We start from the raw sequence: 17465 nt of genomic DNA on the forward strand, positions 1-17465 counted from the left end.
TGTATTTGCGCTTCAATCCCGCTTAGCTTACAAAAGTTTGTGCTGCTATTTATGTTAGCGCCCAGCATATTTCATAAAAAAGACTTACGAAGTTTATCTGCAAAATGCCTAAAACTTCGTAAGTCTTTATTTCAAATCCGTGTAATCCTTTAAAAATCTAGTTAATCAAGCGCAGCTAATTAAAACTAAACTCACCAACTAATCTACCTCCACTACTGTTAGCTTCTAAGGGCATAACTATAATTTTGCGCTGCTGCTTACCAGTTGAGTAACGTGTATAAATTTCGGCAGTAACGGTGGTTGGCCCACTAATGGTAAATTGTGAGTCGCCGTAATAATTTACCTCAATTTTATATTTGCCATTTATTGCTTTTTTAAGCATAAATTGTTCTGGCCCATAACCCGAGGTAAAATCATTACTTAACCTACCTCCAATTTCTGTAGTCGGATCGCTGTAATAACACTTCTCTCCTTTAGGATCGGTTACCCACAAATCAATGTCTGTATCGTTTTTGTTCCAGTTTAAAACTACACGTACATCAACAGGCAGGGCTTGTATTAATCTTTTATCAATTGCGCTTGTATTTAATTTACTGCCATATTTAGTGATCAAGTTATTAATTTCGGCAATAATAATTTCTTCAATTCCTTCATCTCTACTGGCAGTTTGGCTATTGTAGCTTTGGGTTAACACCTTGTATAAATTGTCTAACGCTTTTTGATACTGACCAACATCGGCCAATGCCAAAGCATAATCTCTATAACTTTGCGCATCCATAGGGCGCCATTGCAAAACTTTTTCGGTTACAAATAATGCCTGATTGTAATTGCCTGTTTGTTTTAATTTGTAAGCCATCACTTTATACAAATCGGCGTTTTCTAAATCTAAATCGGCAATATTGCTCAAGATGGTAAGCGCTTTTGTGCTATCAGCTTGCTGATAAAAATAATTGGCAACATCAAAATAAAAGGTTGGTGTGCTTAAATACTGAGGTCTAATGGTTAAGTATTGTTGGTAAGCTTCTTCGCCTTTTCCCGTAAGCGATTTCATGTAATCTTTATCACTTTTAAATTCAGGTATTACAATTATTGGTTGTTGTTGTACTGTTATGGCACCGGCTGACGACTGATTAGTAACTTGCAAACCTGCAACTTTTCCGCTTAAAGACTGCGTGAAATTCATCGCTTTATCTTCTACCATTTCTTGCGCTCTAACTACTGTTGTTGCCGAAGCAGCAACAGATTGTTTCCTTTGAACACCATTACCCACTACCACAACTTCATTTAATGCAGCTTCCTCTTTTTCTGCATTTGCATTTCTTTGGTCACGCTGTATTCTTGGTGCCGGAAGTGGCGAAGCTTGTGTTCTTGTTGGTGTTGGAGGCGGAATTCTTACAGCATCAACAGCAATATCATTATTAGCAACTGGCTCAGGGTAGTTGTCTGCTTTTTTATTTTTATGATGAACGGTAAAATCTGTATTCCACCATTTTTTCAATTCTTTACTCATTACAAAAGCCTCGTTCAGCAAATCGTTTTTACGTTCTAAAATATCCGCTCTACGTTGTTTCATTACCTGATCAAATTGTGTTCTTAATTCTGCAGGTGGCGTAATATCATAACGCAAATAATCCTCTAAGTTTTCTAGCACAATTAAACTGGTGTTTCTGGTTACAATACCGAACTGTTTGCTTAAAACACTGATATCTTCTTTGTTTAATTCGTACTGGATATCCATTTCGGCAATTTTCTTTTGTGCCCAAATTCTACTTACGTTAATGGTGGCTAAACTTTGCGCATTAGCATCTAACCTAACATTTTGCTCACTTACCACTGTATTTCCATACCCAAACTGTAAAATAACATTGGTGCTAAACTCGCTTAAAATTCCTGTAACCGCTAAATGCCCATTTACATTAACCCGCATTGATGGATAGGTTTGACGAACTTCTGCATTATTTTTGATGCCCAAAAACTGCAGCTGCTCTTCATTTAGTTGTTTAAAAGCATCGTCAGTTGAGCTACTATTCAAATTGATGAATTGTCCGCCAGATTTTAAACTGATATACTTTAAAGTGCTGTAATCTGCTTTTTGTGAAGTATTTATCGTATGAATTGGCTTGCTTAGCGAAACTGTGTTTTTGCCAAAGGTAGAAAGCCCATCGGTAAAAAAAAGGTATTCGTTAGCAGTTAATGTTTTAGCATTTATAGCACTGTAATTTGTACCGCCATCGTAAACTACTTTTTCTAACTTTTGTTTAAGTTCATCCCAATTTCCATTAGTGATTTTAAATGAGCCTGCGTTTTTAAAAGTGTTATTTAACAATCCTAAGTTGATGGTTAAGTTTTGCTTTTGTTGTATAATTAAGCCCAAAAGTGACAATTCTTTTTTGGTGTCTCGATGTAAACCACTTAAAGACGCATCCCAAATTAGGCCTAACTCGTTGCTCCAAACTCTGGCTCTGCTTTGTGCTTTCGGAAAAACATTTGCCAAAAAATAATAGCCGTTATTTGCTTTTTGCATTTGCACTTCGGGCATATCACTTCGTTTTGGCAAATTAATATTTAAAGCTTTTTGTGGTTGATAATTAGTTTTTTTCATTTCGGCAACATAGTTATTGCCTTTACTGTTTAAGCTAAAGCTGCCATCTGGTTGTTCGGTTAATTCTGGTCTAACTAAACTTTCATAAACTGTTGTTTTTAAAGAAAATTCGGCAATTGTGTGGTTGTAATCTAATGGTAAATGATAGGTTAATGCATTTCCATTATTGAATTTTAGCTCTTCTTCATAGGCTACAATTATAGTACGAGTGCCTTTGGCTGGCATTGGATAAATTCTTGTTCTAAAGTTGTTTCCTTCTACTTTTTCTAGCAAACCTGGGTCAACTCTACGTCTTTCTATGCTTTCGAAAACTTCGGTTGCTTTTGCTTTTTCTACTGGTACAGCTTCTCTCATTTTGCCATTAATATCTAAAGCATAGCGACTTATGCTTACTCCGTCTGGCATTGGAAAAGTTAATTCGCCTTCTAAAATACTGGATGTACTGTTGTAGAAAGTCATGGTCATTGTGGTAGTGGCGATGTTGCCCATAATTTGCACATCGATATTTAGTTTTTGCAAACTAACGCTGTTTGCTGCCACGTTGTTATTGTTTACTTTTAAAACTGGCATTTGCGCAAATGCGGTTGTGCCAATTGATAAAATGAAGATTGTGAGTAGTGTTTTAAATGATTTCATAAGTTTGTTTTATTAGGGATGCAAAACCAAAGGAGATTGCATAAATATTTTTGCCTTTGGTTAGGAAATCTTTGATAGTAGTACAGTTTTTCGTGTTTAAACCTGATAGCAATGGAAAGCCCGAAAGAGGAACGATTGAGGCTTGCAATGAATAGCAGGGCTACATTTGCCAAAATGTTGTGCCGATAATTTTCTAAAAATCTGTAACAATTCTTTCAGTTAAACATCGAAACATAAAAACCTATAACCATGTTAATTACAACTACAAATACGATTGAAGGCAAGAAAATTGTTAAATACATTGGTCTTGTGAGCGGCGAAACCATTATTGGCGCTAATATTTTTAAGGATTTATTTGCGGGTATCCGCGATATTGTTGGCGGCAGATCTGGCTCTTATGAACAAGTTTTAAGAGAGGGTAAAAACACGGCAATAAATGAAATGCAGCAATATGTAGCGGCAATGGGTGCAAATGCAATTATTGGTGTAGATTTGGATTACGAAACTGTGGGGAGTGGCGGTAGTATGCTAATGGTTACTGCTTGCGGAACGGCTGTTGTTTTAGAAGATTAGTTCATTGGTTCATTTTGTAAAGCTCCCAGAATTGTATCAATAAAAAAGCAGCATATAAAAAATATGCTGCTTTTTTGCTTGGCCTATTACTAATGAGCTATTGAACTAATGAACTACAAAGAAAGTATCTCTACTAATTTTAGCCAAGCTGGTGTGATTTTTTCTGCGTCGATGTGTTTAATGGTTTGTGAGAAAGGTGTAAATACAATTTCTTTGTTCACTAAACCGGCCATAACGTCTGTTTTTCCTTCTAATAATCCTTCTACCGCAGCAACACCTAGTCGGCTTGCTAACACCCTATCCATACAGCTTGGTTTACCGCCACGTTGTATGTGCCCAAGTACCGATACTCTAATATCGTACTTAGGGAATTTCTCTTTTAGCGCTTCTCCAACTACGTAAGCGCCTCCACCTTCGTCGCCTTCGGCTACGATAATGATTTTAGAAGCTTTGTCTTTACGACCAGTTTCTATGCGGTGCATTAACTCTGGAATACCAACTTTTGCTTCTGGAATTAAGATTGCTTCGGCGCCAACACCAATACCACTTCTTAAAGCGATAAGTCCTGAATCTCTTCCCATAACTTCAACTATAAAAAGTCTGTCGTGAGACTCCGCGGTATCTCTAATTTTGTCTACTGCATTTACAACGGTATTTATTGCTGTATCATAACCAATGGTAAAATCGGTACCTACCAAATCATTGTCAATTGTGCCTGGTAAGCCTATAATTGGGAAATCAAATTCTTTAGAAAAAATATCTGCTCCGGTAAAAGTTCCATCTCCACCTATCACTACAAGTGCATCAATATCACTTTCTGTTAGGTTTTTGTGCGCCAAATCTCTTCCTTCTTTGGTTCTAAAGGCATCACATCTGGCGGTTTTTAAAATGGTACCACCGCGTTGTATAATATTGGCAACAGACTTGCCATCCATTGGAAAGAAGTCTGCCTGTATTAGTCCTTCGTAACCTCTTAAAATACCGGTTACATTTAAATTGTGATATAAACTTGCTCTTACTACTGCTCTTATTGCGGCATTCATACCCGGCGAATCTCCTCCCGAGGTTAGGATACCTATATTTTTTATTTTAGTCATTTGTTAAATTATTGTTTAGAAAACGCTGCCAAACCTTGGTCTAAGTACGCTAAATACTTATCAATATCAAACTCTACTCCAATTGGGGGTGAAACTAATTCTTTTTCATCAGTTCCCAAAAGAACATAATAAGGTTGCGAAACTGTATTAAACCTTGTTGCTTGCAAATGCTGAAACTTTAAACCGATGGAGTTTACGCGTCTTTTTAAAATTTTGGATTCAAATTGTTCTGTTTCTGGCAATTCTGTTTTATCATCAGTATAAAGTGATACTACAATATAGTCTTCCTTTAATTTTTTTAACACACGAGGATCGGACCAAACTCTTGCTTCCATTTCTCTACAGTTTACACATCCATGCCCTGTAAAATCAAGAAACAAAGGTTTGTTTACTTTTTTAGCATAAGCTAATGCTTCTTCATAATCGAAATAACCATCTATACCGTGTGGGATATGCAAAAAGTCACTATATTTCTTTTTTACTCCAGATGTATCTGATGAGACAATTGAACTTCCGCCCTGCGTCATTACAAAATCTTGTGTTGCAAGAGGCGGCACCAAACCACTTATTGCTTTTAGAGGCGCTCCCCATAAACCAGGTATCAGATAAATAGCAAAAATGAACGAAGCACTTGCTAAAAAGAAACGCGGAATGGAAACGTATGGCAAATCACTATCGTGAGAAAATTTGATTTTGCCCAATAAGTAAAACCCTAAAAGAATCGCTAATACAATCCAAATGGCTAAGAATATTTCTCTATCCAAAATGCCCCAATGGTATGAAAGATCTGCAGTAGATAAGAATTTTAGTGCAAAGCCGATTTCTAGAAAGCCTAGAACTACTTTAACAGAATTTAACCAACCACCAGATTTTGGCAATGATGTTAACCAGCTTGGGAAAATAGCAAACATGGTAAACAAAAGCGCCAACGATAAAGAGAAACCAAACATGGCAACAATTGGAGTTAATAAATCTGTATCAATAGAAACTAACAGTGTACCGATAAGTGGTCCAGTGCAAGAGAATGAAACTACCGTAAGCGTAGCCGCCATAAAAAATATCCCTGTTAATCCTTTAGAATCTGATTTAGAATCTAGTTTATTAACAAACGAGCTAGGAAGGATTATTTCGAATGCACCTAAAAAGGAAATACCAAAGATTAAAAGGATTAGGAAGATAAAAACATTAAAAAATCCGTTTGTAGAAAGTTGATTTAATGCGCTTCCGCCAAAAATTAAAGTAATGATTGTACCAACTGCCACATAAATTAAAATTATTGATAATCCATAAAGCATTGCGCCTTGTATTCCCTTACCTTTTGTTTCAGCTCTTTTGGTGAAAAAACTAACAGTAAGCGGTACCATAGGATAAATACATGGCAGTATAAATGCTGCCAAGCCACCTAAAAACCCAAGTACGAATGTTAGCCAAATCGATTTTTTTTCAACTGGCTTTGAAGCTTTAGGGGTTTCAGATTTTAAAGGATCAACCGCAGCGACTTTAACCTCACTGTTAGCCACGCTATCTTCTGCAGAACCTACTGTGGTAAAATCTAAATCATCTGGTATGGCATTGGTAGTAGTATCAGTTTGTAATTTTAGCGCTGCACTTTGATTGGGATTAATCAGTAAAAAAACGCCAATAAAAAATAAAAGGATGCTTATCTTTTTCATTCCTGAGTTTTAAAAACCGTGAAATTAAGTATAAATTTTTATTAATACCGATAAGTACTGTTAGCGGTGCCTTATTTTACTTTGAGTAAATAATTTTAAGGCTTAACAGGAATATTTATTAATACTTCGTCTGCAGGTAAACAGCTCGTTTCATTACAAACCATAAATTCTACTTTTGCCCTAACGGCTGTTGATGGCTTGTTTAATTTAATTTTTTGAGTGAAAACAACTTCATTTTCAAAATAGGCTAATTGCATTTGTATTACCTTATCGTATTTTAAAACAGGTTTTGGTTGGATAGTTTTTCCAATTAACGCAAAGTCTTTAGATGGTGTATAATTAAATTTAAGTCGCATGGGCTCAGACTTGATGTTTTGTGCATAAACATGTCAACCTTTATCGAGCTTTGCTTTAATATATAAAATTGCTTCGGTTTGATTTATTTTTTTCCCATAGTAAGACCATGTGATTGGTTTTACCAATTGGGCTGAAGCACCTAAGCCTAAACAGACAAAAAAACAATCAAAACAATTTTTTTCATTTTGTATAATTAAAAAAGCCTTCTAACATAAGCTAGAAGGCTTTAAATATATTTATTAATTATTTTACCGGGATACTAAATGTTACATCGTTTGGTGGTAAGCACGAGGTATCATTACATACCATAAATTCTACCTTACCTTTTACAACTGTAGTTCCTTTTTTCAATTTTATTTTTTGCTGAAAAACAACTTCGTTTTCAAAGTAAGCTACATCCATTTTAAAGCTTTTCTCATATTTAGTAATTGGTTTAGGCTCTATTGGCTTACCTACTAGAATAAAATCTTTTGATGGACTAAATGTAAAGATTGTTTTATTAGGCCCCCCAGGTTTTAAATTCTGAGAATAGATATGCCAGCTGTCGTCAATTGTAGCCTTTAAGTAAATGGTTGCTTCGTTTGGACCTGTCTTTTTAGCAACATATGCCCAGCTCACCGGATTTTCTAATTGTGCAAATGCACCTATTGCGCTAAAGAAAACGAAACTTAAAATTAATGTTATTTTTTTCATGTGTTTTGTGTGTTAATATCTTTTGCCTGTCGGCTAAATGTGATTTAAAAATTCTATCTCTTTAAAATTAAAGGATAAAAGTTGGCCGTTTACATCCATGCTTAATAATCCGGTTTCACTTACCCCTTTTATTGTACCTTCAAAAACCTCGCCATTTTGTCTGTAATTAGCAAGCTTGTTAAATTTGTACAATTGCCTAACGTAAGCATCTTTTATAAAAGTATCCTTCGCTGCTTTTAATTGCAAATACATACTTTCTATCTGACTACAAATTTCTGCCAAAATCAATTCTAATTTAACATCTTCTTGTAAAATTTGATGAATGGATGTTGCTTTGTCTTTTAAATCGGATGGAAAGAACTGCTGGTTAACATTTAACCCAATACCTATTATAGCCGTCTTTAAAACGCTGCCTACAATTGTATTCTCTATCAGTACGCCCCCTAATTTTTTATTTTGATAGTAAATATCATTAGGCCACTTAATGCTAACATCATTACCTATATACTGAGATAAAGCATTATTAATGCCCAAACTTATGGCCATGTTTAACAAAAATTGTTTGCCAATTGGTAAAAATTTAGGTTGCAGTAAAATGCTTAATGTTAAGTTCTTCTTAGGTTCACTATGCCAAGTGTTTTCTTGTTGGCCTTTTCCTGCAAACTGATCGTCTGCCATAATTACAGTTCCTTCTGGTAATGGCTCGGATTTTGACATCAAATTCTTTAAATAGTTATTAGTAGAATCGACAGCTGATAATTTGATAAGATTTTGACCAACAAATAATGTTGAAAAAGTGTTATTTTGCAAGTGTTGATTTATATTTGTTGATTATCAAAATTAAAAATTTTTAATGGTAAAAAAGAAAACCGAAAATCTTTCTACATACCTCTCAGAAATAGCCATACATGGCATACAAGAAAAAAAGGGACATGACATTGTTCGTTTAGACTTGAGAGAACTAAACAGTTCTGTATCCGATTTTTTTGTTGTTTGTAATGCAGATTCGTCTACACAAGTTAAAGCAATAGCAGATAGTGTAGAAGATGAAATTTATAAACAGACCAAAACCAATCCTTGGCATAAAGAAGGTCAGGAAAATGCCGAATGGATCATTTTAGATTACTTTGATATTGTAGTACACATTTTTAAAACCGAAAAACGTGAGTTTTTTGGAATTGAAGATTTATGGGGCGATGCAGAAACCACAACTTACAAAAGTGCATAACCCAATTATTTTAACACACATTTAGACTAACATGGAAGATAACCAAAATACAAAACCAAAACCATTTAAGCGTATTCCCAATATTCCAAAAAAGCCACAAAAAGGAAATAAATTCAATATCTTTTGGGTTTATGCAGCCATTATTGTTGGCTTATTAGCTGTTCAATATTTATTTACTGCTGATAATAGCCAAGAAGTTAGCTACACAACTTTTGAAAAAGACATGTTGCTTGCTGGCGATGTGGAGAAAATTACAAGCTATAAAAATGATGACATTGCGAGAGCAGATGTTTACATCAAGAAAGATAAAGTAGATCAACCAAAATATGATAAATATAGATCTAAAAATAGCTTCAACGCATCTAAATCTGGCCCTTTAGTTTACTTCAATGCAAACTCTTTAGATGATATTACTAAGAAACTCCAAGACTCGCAAAACTTAGCTAAAATTCCTGCAGAAAAACAGATTTCGGCTGTGCCAGTTTCTAAATCGAATGCGCTATCAGCCATTTTAATCAACTTTATTTTACCGTTGGTATTAATAGTTGGTTTATGGATTTTCATGATGCGCCGTATGGGCGGTGGTGCTGGTGGTGGCGGTGGCCAAATTTTTAACATCGGTAAATCTAAAGCAACTTTGTTTGACAAAGAAAGTCAAGTAAGTATTACATTTAATGACGTTGCTGGTTTAGAAGAAGCAAAACAAGAGGTAATGGAAATTGTAGATTTCCTTAAAAACCCTAAAAAATACACCAATTTAGGTGGTAAAATCCCGAAAGGAGCTTTATTAGTTGGCTCACCCGGTACAGGTAAAACATTATTAGCTAAAGCGGTTGCCGGCGAGGCTCAAGTTCCATTTTTCTCTTTATCAGGATCTGATTTTGTGGAAATGTTTGTTGGCGTTGGCGCATCTCGTGTACGTGATTTGTTTAAGCAAGCAAAAGATAAAGCGCCATGTATCATCTTTATTGATGAGGTTGATGCCATCGGACGTGCTCGTGGTAAAAACAGCATGATGGGCGGTAACGATGAGCGTGAAAATACATTGAACCAATTATTAGTAGAAATGGATGGTTTCGGTACAGATTCTGGAATTATCATTTTGGCTGCAACTAACCGACCAGATGTTTTAGACTCAGCATTAATGCGCCCGGGAAGGTTTGACAGACAAATTTCCATTGATAAACCTGATCTAACTGGTCGTGAGCAAATTTTTAAAGTTCACTTGAAACCAATTAAAACTGCGGAAGTTGTTGATGCTAAAAAATTATCGGCTCAAACACCAGGTTTTGCAGGTGCAGAAATTGCCAATGTTTGTAATGAAGCTGCCTTAATTGCTGCTCGTAGAAACAAGGAATTTGTAGATATGCAAGATTTTCAGGATGCAATTGACCGTGTAATTGGTGGTTTAGAGAAGAAAAACAAAATCATCTCTCCAGAAGAGAAAAAGATTGTTGCCTATCATGAGGCTGGGCACGCAATTGCGGGATGGTTTTTAGAACATGCCGATCCATTGGTTAAGGTTTCAATCGTACCTCGCGGTGTTGCTGCTTTGGGTTATGCACAGTACTTACCAAAAGAACAGTTTTTATATACCACTGAGCAATTAACTGATGGTATGTGTATGACAATGGGCGGTAGAGTAGCTGAAGATTTAGTTTTCGGTAAAATATCAACTGGTGCGCAAAACGATTTAGAACGTATCACCAAGTTATCATATGCTATGGTTACCATTTATGGTATGAATAAAACTATTGGTAATGTTTCTTTCCACGATCCTCAAAACGAGTATAACTTTAACAAACCATATTCTGAAAAAACATCAGAAATGATTGATAATGAGGTAAGAATACTGATCTCTGAGGTTTACGAAAGAACTAAAGAGTTGTTAACAGTTAACCGTGAAGGCTTAGAAAAATTAGCTCAGAAACTGATTGAAAAAGAAATTCTTTTTCAGGCTGATTTAGAAGAGATTTTAGGCAAACGTCCGTTCGACAATAGAACAACTTATGACGAGTTTGTAAATGGCACAGGAGATCAATCTCCAGCTGCAGAAGGCTTAATTCATGATGGTGTTGGCCCAACAACCGACCCAAGTGCTCCCGCAGCTAATGCAGGCGAAAAATCAGAAAATTAAGTTTTAAATAAAATTATGCAAAACAGCAACCTTAGTTAATGAGGTTGCTGTTTTGTTTTACGACCTTTGTTAGGTATTTTTGAAAATCTATGAAAGAAAATATTTCTTCGAAAGAATTGATGCTAAAAAAAATTAGGAAGGCTTTGCTCGAAAAAAGAGACAATCCTTATCCTAATTTAGAAGAAAGCCAACTTTATAAAACCAACGAAGAAGAGTTGGAAATTTTATTTGCTGAGCAATTAACTGCTGTTTCGGGCAATTTCATTTTCTGCGAAAACGGAGTAGATTTTATCGAGAATATTTTAGAACTGGCTGATAGGTTTAAATGGCGCAAAATTTATTGTTGGGAACCAGAGCTTCAGGCTTTGCTAAGCCATTACGAATTTCCTTTTTATCAAACCGATAAAGATTTTGAGCAGGCAGAAGTTGGCATCACTTTGTGTGAGGCTTTAATAGCTAGAAATGGCTCTGTAATGGTAAGCAATCAAAACGGCGCAGGGCGAAGATTAAGCATTTATCCTCACCATCATATCGTAATCGCGAGAACTGGCCAATTGGTTTTAGATTTAAAAGATGCTTTTCAGCTCCTTAAAAACAAATATGGCAACCAAATTCCATCAATGGTGAGCAACATCACTGGGCCAAGCCGCACAGCCGATATCGAAAAAACTTTGGTGCTGGGCGCTCACGGCCCAAAAGAATTGTTTGTATTTTTAATCGATGATTTTAGTTAAATATTTTTAATTTCAATTAAAATATAATATTTTTATACCAAATACCAAAATAGTATACGGTACAGAATAAACAATATGAACAAAATTTATTCAGTTATTAGCGGTACAGGGAGTTATATACCTGAAAATATCATATCTGGCGAACATTTTATAAACTCGTCTTTCTTTGATAATGGCGTTAAACTTGACAAAGAAAATATCGAAATCATTAATAAGTTTAGTGAGATTACCGAGATCGCAGAGCGTAGGTATGTATCTTCTAACCTAGTTAATAGTGATATAGCCGCTTTAGCTGCTAAAAAAGCTTTGGAAGCAGGTACCATAGATAAAGAAACATTAGATCATATCATTCTATGCCATAATTTTGGAGACGTTACAGTGGGTTCTAATCGCATGGATATGCTACCAGCTTTAGCGGCAAAAGTTAAGGCAGAATTAGGTATAGAGAACCCAAACTGCGTTGCTTACGACATTATTTTTGGTTGCCCAGGTTGGGTACAGGGTGTTATTCAGGCAGATTATCTAATTCGCAGTGGCGATGCTAAACGCGTAATGGTAATTGGATCTGAAACACTATCACGAATTATTGATCCACATGACAGAGATAGCATGATTTTTTCTGATGGCGCTGGCGCAGTAATTTTTGAAGCTAAAGAATCAAATGAGCCTACAGGTATTATTGCACATAAAAGCAAAACATTTGCTAGTCATGCCAATTTATTGGTAATGGGCAGCAGCAATAACCCTGAGGAGCAAAACGGCAATATGTATTTAAAAATGAATGGCCGTAAATTATATGAATTCGCTGTAATTAATGTTCCTCAGGTGGTTAAAGAAACAATTGATAAATCTGGTGTTTCTATAGAAGATATCAAAACAGTATTTATCCATCAAGCTAATGGTAAAATGGATCATGCGATTATGAAACGTTTATTTAAGCTTTATAACTTGGAGAGCATTCCAGAAAAGTTAGTTCCGATGACCATTTCTTGGCTAGGAAACAGCTCTGTTGCCACCATACCGACATTAATTGACCTAGTTTTAAACGACAAAGTTGAAGGCTACAAAGTAAACAAAGGAGAATATGCAGTTTTTGCATCGGTTGGTGCCGGTATGCACATTAATGCTATAGTTTATAAGTTTTAAGCCTCTAAGGAAGATTAACGAGACACCTACATTTCTGCACTTTGAAGGCGGATTTAGCCGCCAATTCTTTTTAATCCTTGTTTGGCTTCGTTTTCAATGCTATTCACCTGATCGTGCCCTTTCATACCTAAAGCAATGTTAAAGCTCGATTTTGCTTTAGCTACATTTCTTTTTTGTTCATAAATCTTACCCATTTCAATAGCAGATTTAGCAGCATAATAATATTTTAAATTTTGCCCAGTATTAATGGCATTCTGAAAATTAGTTAAAGCCAAATCATCTTTGCCTAATCCTTCATTAACTCTACCAAAGCGATAATAATATTCTGTTTTATCTTTCTGCGATGCCAAATCATCAACATTGTTATTATTTAAAACTTCTGAAGCTTTGGTATAATATCCTCCATCAAAAAACAACCTTGCTTTTAATAGTTCTTTATTTGGACTTGGTGCGTTTGCTTCGTTAATGGCTTGCTTATCTCTATCGTGATAACTATATCCGTTATTTTTAACCTTTGCCATATTCGTAGCATAGCCTTGTTCATCGCCATTAAATAATTCAATCCAAGCTAAATGCAAATAGGTGTCTTTAATGTAATTATTCCCTTTATTTGTTTGTAAGAATTTTTGGAAGCTACTTGCAGCAGTTAGATCCATTTTATTCAATTTTGAAATACCCATCAGATAATCTAAATAAGGAAATGCCTGATAAGATGCTCCCGTTGGTCTATTCGCTAATATTTGAATAGCTTCGTCTGTATGTCCATTTCTTGAACAAACGTAAGCTCTTAAATAAGTTTTTAAAAGGCTACTATCTGCAATCCTCGCGGTAAATTTCATCGTTTTGGCATATGCTTGCGGACTTTTAGCTACATCAGAAAGCACGTAAGCATAATTAAAAACTGTTTCTTCGTAAAACGGCTCGTAGGTGGTTTTTGGCAAATTTTCAGCTAATCTATCTAGCATATTCAGACCATTTTGCAAGTTTCCTTTTAACCCAAATGTAGAAAGTGTAGACTTTAAAATACCATCTGGTAAAACCCCAATTACTACATTAATTAATCCTAAACCCATGGTATTTGGATGAAATCCCGGGTGCTTCTTGTTGTTTTCTGTTAACTGAGAATTGGCTTTGTTAATTTCTCTTGCAGCCGTAAAATAAGAGCCGTATCTACCTCTAATTAAAGCCCACTGCAAATTAATTTGAGCTTGAGTATACAAGTAATAAGGCGAGCTTTTATCGTCTGAACTGATTTGATCTAACCGGGCGCTTTTATTGGCTTCTAATCTCTCAAATTCGGATTTACTCTCATTGGTAAGTAAATAATAACAATCTACATAATTTTCTAAAAAAGGAATAATTGAATTGTTTGGACGAGCTTTTTTCTCTGCAGCGATGAGCTGCCTAGCTGTATTTAATTTTAACTGAAAGATACTTTGGTATGCTCTAACACAATTTTGATTAAAATCAAAATTAGCGGATGCTCCTGTGGTGAAAAAAAGTAGGCTTATGGATAAGATAAAAGGAGTAGAAAATCTTTTATACATTTATTTTTATTGTAATTGGTAAAATATTAAAGTTAGTAATATTTATAACGATTTAAAATCGGCATTGTTTCATTAGGCAATTTTAGTTTGGTCTGTTTAAAAAATTGTTTCAATAAAAAAGGCCAGATTTTCATCCGGCCTAATCTTTATATTTGGTTTTGGTTTTTATGCTTCTGCTAATTCTTGCGTTAAGGCTTCATCAACTAAAATTCTGCCACAGTGCTCGCAAACAATAACTTTTTTACGCTGACGGATATCTAATTGACGTTGAGGTGGAATTTGGTTAAAACAACCAGAACATGAATCTCTATCAATTGTTACCACAGCTAAACCATTAACTGCATTGCTTCTTAATCTGTTGTAAGCAACCAATAAACGGTCTTCAATTGTTGTTTGCGCTTTTTCAGCTTTTTTCAACAATCCTTGTTCTTCTTTTTCAGTTTCAGAAGTAATTGTAGCTAATTCATTCTTTTTAACTTCTAAATCGCCTTTTCTAGCTTCAATGTTTGCTAAAGCTTGCTCATAAATTTCAGTTTTAGAAGTAATTTCGAAACCATGCTCTCTAATTTTTTTCTCAGAAACCTGAATATCTAAATTCTGAATTTCTACTTCTTTAGTTAAAGCATCGTACTCACGGTTGTTTTTAACATCTTCTAATTGTTTTTCGTATTTCTTAATTAAAGCCTGTGCTTCTTTAATCATGTTTTTACGGTTAACAATAGCGTCTTCAGTATCGTCTAATTCAGCTTTGATTTTTTGTATACGTGTTTCCAATCCTGCAACTTCATCCTCTAAATCAGCTACTTCCATTGGTAATTCACCACGTACTTGGCGAATTTTATCAATCTTAGTGTGTATGTTTTGTAATTCGTATAAAGCTTTTAGCTTTTGCTCTACTGTTTGTTCCATTAAATGAAATAATTTATGGGGTTTGTATTATGCTCCGTTAAACGGATTGCAAAGTTAGGAAATTTTTCTTGAATATTATCTATCAACAAATTAGATGTAAATTGTTCGCTTTCGTAATGTCCAATATCACAGATGATCAATTTATCTTCTGCGTCAAAAAATTCGTGATATTTAAAATCGGCGGTAATAAAAGCATCAGCCCCAGCATCAATAGCATCTTTTAATAAAAAACTACCTGAGCCGCCACAAACCGCAACTTTTTTTATTTTTTTTGGCAATAAAGCGGTGTGCCTAATTACTTTAGCTTTCATTTTATCTTTCACATGGTGAAGAAAATCTTCAGCCTCCATTTCTTGCGATAACCAGCCTACCATGCCTGCGCCTACAGCATCTAATTTATTGGCTAATGGGTAAATATCATAAGCAACTTCTTCATAAGGATGGTTTTCTAACAAAGCCAACAAAATTTTACGCTCATCCTGAACTTTAAAAATCGTTTCGATCCTTACTTCAGCTTCATGATGTTGATTGCCGATTTCTCCAACATAGGGATTTGCGCCATCTCCACCTTTAAAAGTCCCTGTTCCATCTACATTAAAACTGCAATCGCTATAATTGCCGATATGGCCAGCTCCAGCAGCAAACAAAGCATTTCTTAGGTCGCTTGCTTGGGCAGTTGGACAAAAAGTAACCAGCTTTTTTAACAAGTTATTTTTAGGCGCCAAAATTTTTGCGTTTGCTACACCTAATCTTTTACAAATTTCGGCACTAACGCCATTTGCAACATGGTCTAAATTGGTATGTATGGCATATAAGGCGATGTTATTCTTAATCGCTTTTAACACCACACGCTCCACATAAGTTTTGCCATTAAACTTTTTTAAGCCTTTAAAAACAATCGGGTGATGAGTGATAATCAAATTGCAGTTTTTAGCAATGGCTTCATCTACAATTTGCTCCGTACAATCTAATGCCACCAGAGCGGCATGAATTTCATCTTTGGCATTGCCTATAATTAAGCCCGAATTGTCGTAATCTTCCTGATAATTTAAAGGCGCAATGGTTTCTAAAAAGTTGGTAATCTCTGCTAACTTCATGGTATAAAAATAGCAAATCCTTATCCGCTTTTACACAGATAAGGATTTTTATTTATATGCTGCCTTATTTAGTATTGGTTTTGTTTTAGTTAAAGTTGCCCATTCTTACCATTTGTAAACTCTCGAAAACCATTTTTTGATTGTGTTCAAAAGCTAATTCTTTATGGTTAATAATGTCTACTATCGATCCGATAAAACATAAACCTGCTGTAAATAGGTACAAAATACCCATCCCTATTTGGCCGATAATGAAACGTTGGATACCTGGAACTAAAAAAAGCCCAATCACACAGAACAATAACATATCACTAGGATTTTTTCTTTTACCAGAATAAATCATTAAAAAAGTACGCACTTGCTGCTCTGTTAAACCATTGGTTGCAGTTTGTAAATAGCTATATTCTTGTGGGGTAATGCCTGGCAAAGCCATAAATTGTGAATCAAACATGATCAGTCCTCCTTGTATTTTAAGTTAATTTTTTGGTTAAATAATTGTTTTGTTAATTCGTAAATGCGGTAGCCTATTAAAATTAGTGCGGGTATACCAAACCAATGTTGTTTAAAGCTTGCAGTTACATCTCCGTTAAACAGTGCGGTAATCGACCTTCCTAAACCACATCCTGGGCACCAATCAAATCCTAAGTTAGCTAGCGGACAAAGGGTAAAATGGTGTTCATGAGGGTTTGCTGTTGCCAACAACACTAAAGCTAAAACCCAGAAGGTTAATTCTATCGGAAAGCTTTTAATGTTCTTCATGTTTTACGTTGTATTTATTAATTAGAAACAATGATAAGTTTTTTGTTACGGCAAATATAGTGTACTCGACAAACTGAAAAAAAATATCGACAAACACGGATTTAATTGAGATGTGGGATTTAGATGCGAGATTTGAGAAGTTAGATTTGAGAATTAAGACTAGTAATTGGATATTTTGAAAACGATTGTTAGCGGCTCTTGGCAAAACCAGCCCCGCCATGCGCTGCAATATTTTTGGTGTTGTCACGCTGAGCGTAGTCGAAGCGCTAATACAGCAAAA

At 35.2% G+C, this 17465-nt stretch carries 15 protein-coding genes and 1 pseudogene; 5 read left to right on the top strand and 11 right to left on the bottom strand.

Translation table 11 applies throughout. The annotated features are described in order from the left end of the window. Positions 1 to 175: 175 nt before the first annotated feature. Positions 176 to 3238 carry a DUF2135 domain-containing protein gene (locus tag AC07XU_RS04860; RefSeq protein WP_494942493.1) on the bottom strand — a complete coding sequence of 1021 codons (3063 nt, stop codon included), beginning with the start codon at positions 3236 to 3238 and terminating at the stop codon, positions 176 to 178. Between the two features lie 249 nt (positions 3239 to 3487). Here AC07XU_RS04860 and AC07XU_RS04865 point away from each other — a divergent pair, with 249 nt between their 5' ends. Continuing rightward, the gene (locus AC07XU_RS04865; protein ID WP_494942494.1) at positions 3488 to 3811 is read left to right on the top strand and encodes a heavy metal-binding domain-containing protein; all 324 of its coding nucleotides are present in this window, start codon (positions 3488 to 3490) and stop codon (positions 3809 to 3811) included. Positions 3812 to 3924: 113 nt separating this feature from the next. Here AC07XU_RS04865 and pfkA read toward each other — a convergent pair whose 3' ends face one another. The 5 genes and pseudogenes from pfkA to AC07XU_RS04890 all read right to left on the bottom strand — a co-directional run bounded on the left by pfkA (position 3925) and on the right by AC07XU_RS04890 (position 8441). Beyond that, a complete protein-coding gene (gene pfkA, locus AC07XU_RS04870) occupies positions 3925 to 4908 on the bottom strand; it encodes a 6-phosphofructokinase (protein WP_494942495.1) in 984 nt (327 codons plus the stop codon). Between the two features lie 8 nt (positions 4909 to 4916). Further along, on the bottom strand, positions 4917 to 6581 hold the full coding sequence (locus AC07XU_RS04875) for a protein-disulfide reductase DsbD family protein (RefSeq protein WP_494942496.1): 1665 nt from the start codon (positions 6579 to 6581) through the stop codon (positions 4917 to 4919). Positions 6582 to 6676: 95 nt separating this feature from the next. Continuing rightward, positions 6677 to 6955 (bottom strand): annotated as a pseudogene (locus AC07XU_RS04880) (protein-disulfide reductase DsbD domain-containing protein); the annotation flags it as partial. A gap of 226 nt (positions 6956 to 7181) precedes the next feature. Continuing rightward, entirely contained in the window at positions 7182 to 7631 is a 450-nt protein-coding gene (locus tag AC07XU_RS04885; protein WP_494942497.1) for a protein-disulfide reductase DsbD N-terminal domain-containing protein, read from the bottom strand. 33 nt (positions 7632 to 7664) lie between these two features. Then, positions 7665 to 8441: a biotin--[acetyl-CoA-carboxylase] ligase gene (locus AC07XU_RS04890; protein WP_494942498.1), complete on the bottom strand. Its 777-nt coding sequence runs from the start codon at positions 8439 to 8441 to the stop codon at positions 7665 to 7667. A 43-nt stretch (positions 8442 to 8484) separates the two neighbouring features. Between AC07XU_RS04890 and rsfS the strand changes: the two genes are divergently transcribed. The 4 genes from rsfS (at position 8485) to AC07XU_RS04910 (ending at position 12876) form a co-directional block, all read left to right on the top strand. Then, positions 8485 to 8859, top strand: a complete 375-nt coding sequence (rsfS, locus tag AC07XU_RS04895) for a ribosome silencing factor (protein ID WP_494942499.1) — start codon at positions 8485 to 8487, stop codon at positions 8857 to 8859. Between the two features lie 31 nt (positions 8860 to 8890). Then, positions 8891 to 10996, top strand: coding sequence for an ATP-dependent zinc metalloprotease FtsH (ftsH, locus tag AC07XU_RS04900; RefSeq protein ID WP_494942500.1), 2106 nt, complete (start codon positions 8891 to 8893; stop codon positions 10994 to 10996). 89 nt (positions 10997 to 11085) lie between these two features. Continuing rightward, positions 11086 to 11730, top strand: a complete 645-nt coding sequence (locus tag AC07XU_RS04905) for a LutC/YkgG family protein (RefSeq protein WP_494942501.1) — start codon at positions 11086 to 11088, stop codon at positions 11728 to 11730. 75 nt (positions 11731 to 11805) lie between these two features. After that, positions 11806 to 12876, top strand: coding sequence for a 3-oxoacyl-ACP synthase III family protein (locus AC07XU_RS04910; RefSeq protein WP_494942502.1), 1071 nt, complete (start codon positions 11806 to 11808; stop codon positions 12874 to 12876). Between the two features lie 53 nt (positions 12877 to 12929). Here AC07XU_RS04910 and AC07XU_RS04915 read toward each other — a convergent pair whose 3' ends face one another. From AC07XU_RS04915 to AC07XU_RS04935, 5 genes are all read right to left on the bottom strand, one after another. Further along, the gene (locus AC07XU_RS04915) at positions 12930 to 14423 is read right to left on the bottom strand and encodes a tetratricopeptide repeat protein (protein ID WP_494942503.1); all 1494 of its coding nucleotides are present in this window, start codon (positions 14421 to 14423) and stop codon (positions 12930 to 12932) included. A 165-nt stretch (positions 14424 to 14588) separates the two neighbouring features. Next, positions 14589 to 15332, bottom strand: a complete 744-nt coding sequence (locus AC07XU_RS04920; protein WP_494942504.1) for a zinc ribbon domain-containing protein — start codon at positions 15330 to 15332, stop codon at positions 14589 to 14591. Next, the gene (locus AC07XU_RS04925) at positions 15332 to 16429 is read right to left on the bottom strand and encodes a Nif3-like dinuclear metal center hexameric protein (RefSeq protein ID WP_494942505.1); all 1098 of its coding nucleotides are present in this window, start codon (positions 16427 to 16429) and stop codon (positions 15332 to 15334) included. Before AC07XU_RS04925 ends, AC07XU_RS04920 begins: the two co-directional genes overlap by 1 nt. A gap of 85 nt (positions 16430 to 16514) precedes the next feature. Then, a complete protein-coding gene (locus AC07XU_RS04930; protein ID WP_494942506.1) occupies positions 16515 to 16877 on the bottom strand; it encodes a TM2 domain-containing protein in 363 nt (120 codons plus the stop codon). A gap of 2 nt (positions 16878 to 16879) precedes the next feature. Next, entirely contained in the window at positions 16880 to 17185 is a 306-nt protein-coding gene (locus AC07XU_RS04935; RefSeq protein ID WP_494942507.1) for a DUF2752 domain-containing protein, read from the bottom strand. Positions 17186 to 17465: the final 280 nt, after the last annotated feature.

It is taken from the genome of Pedobacter sp. GW456-11-11-14-TSB4 (assembly GCF_059424425.1).

What these genes read in the sequence shown, in the direction of transcription:
- ftsH (WP_494942500.1), top strand. Translation starts at nt 8,891, where the DNA reads ATGGAAGATAACCAAAATACAAAACCAAAACCATTTAAGCGTATTCCC.
- AC07XU_RS04925 (WP_494942505.1), bottom strand. Translation starts at nt 16,429, where the DNA reads ATGAAGTTAGCAGAGATTACCAACTTTTTAGAAACCATTGCGCCTTTA.
- rsfS (WP_494942499.1), top strand. Translation starts at nt 8,485, where the DNA reads ATGGTAAAAAAGAAAACCGAAAATCTTTCTACATACCTCTCAGAAATA.
- AC07XU_RS04885 (WP_494942497.1), bottom strand. Translation starts at nt 7,631, where the DNA reads ATGAAAAAAATAACATTAATTTTAAGTTTCGTTTTCTTTAGCGCAATA.
- AC07XU_RS04930 (WP_494942506.1), bottom strand. Translation starts at nt 16,877, where the DNA reads ATGTTTGATTCACAATTTATGGCTTTGCCAGGCATTACCCCACAAGAA.
- pfkA (WP_494942495.1), bottom strand. Translation starts at nt 4,908, where the DNA reads ATGACTAAAATAAAAAATATAGGTATCCTAACCTCGGGAGGAGATTCG.
- AC07XU_RS04865 (WP_494942494.1), top strand. Translation starts at nt 3,488, where the DNA reads ATGTTAATTACAACTACAAATACGATTGAAGGCAAGAAAATTGTTAAA.
- AC07XU_RS04935 (WP_494942507.1), bottom strand. Translation starts at nt 17,185, where the DNA reads ATGAAGAACATTAAAAGCTTTCCGATAGAATTAACCTTCTGGGTTTTA.
- AC07XU_RS04920 (WP_494942504.1), bottom strand. Translation starts at nt 15,332, where the DNA reads ATGGAACAAACAGTAGAGCAAAAGCTAAAAGCTTTATACGAATTACAA.
- AC07XU_RS04915 (WP_494942503.1), bottom strand. Translation starts at nt 14,423, where the DNA reads ATGTATAAAAGATTTTCTACTCCTTTTATCTTATCCATAAGCCTACTT.
- AC07XU_RS04860 (WP_494942493.1), bottom strand. Translation starts at nt 3,238, where the DNA reads ATGAAATCATTTAAAACACTACTCACAATCTTCATTTTATCAATTGGC.
- AC07XU_RS04905 (WP_494942501.1), top strand. Translation starts at nt 11,086, where the DNA reads ATGAAAGAAAATATTTCTTCGAAAGAATTGATGCTAAAAAAAATTAGG.
- AC07XU_RS04910 (WP_494942502.1), top strand. Translation starts at nt 11,806, where the DNA reads ATGAACAAAATTTATTCAGTTATTAGCGGTACAGGGAGTTATATACCT.
- AC07XU_RS04875 (WP_494942496.1), bottom strand. Translation starts at nt 6,581, where the DNA reads ATGAAAAAGATAAGCATCCTTTTATTTTTTATTGGCGTTTTTTTACTG.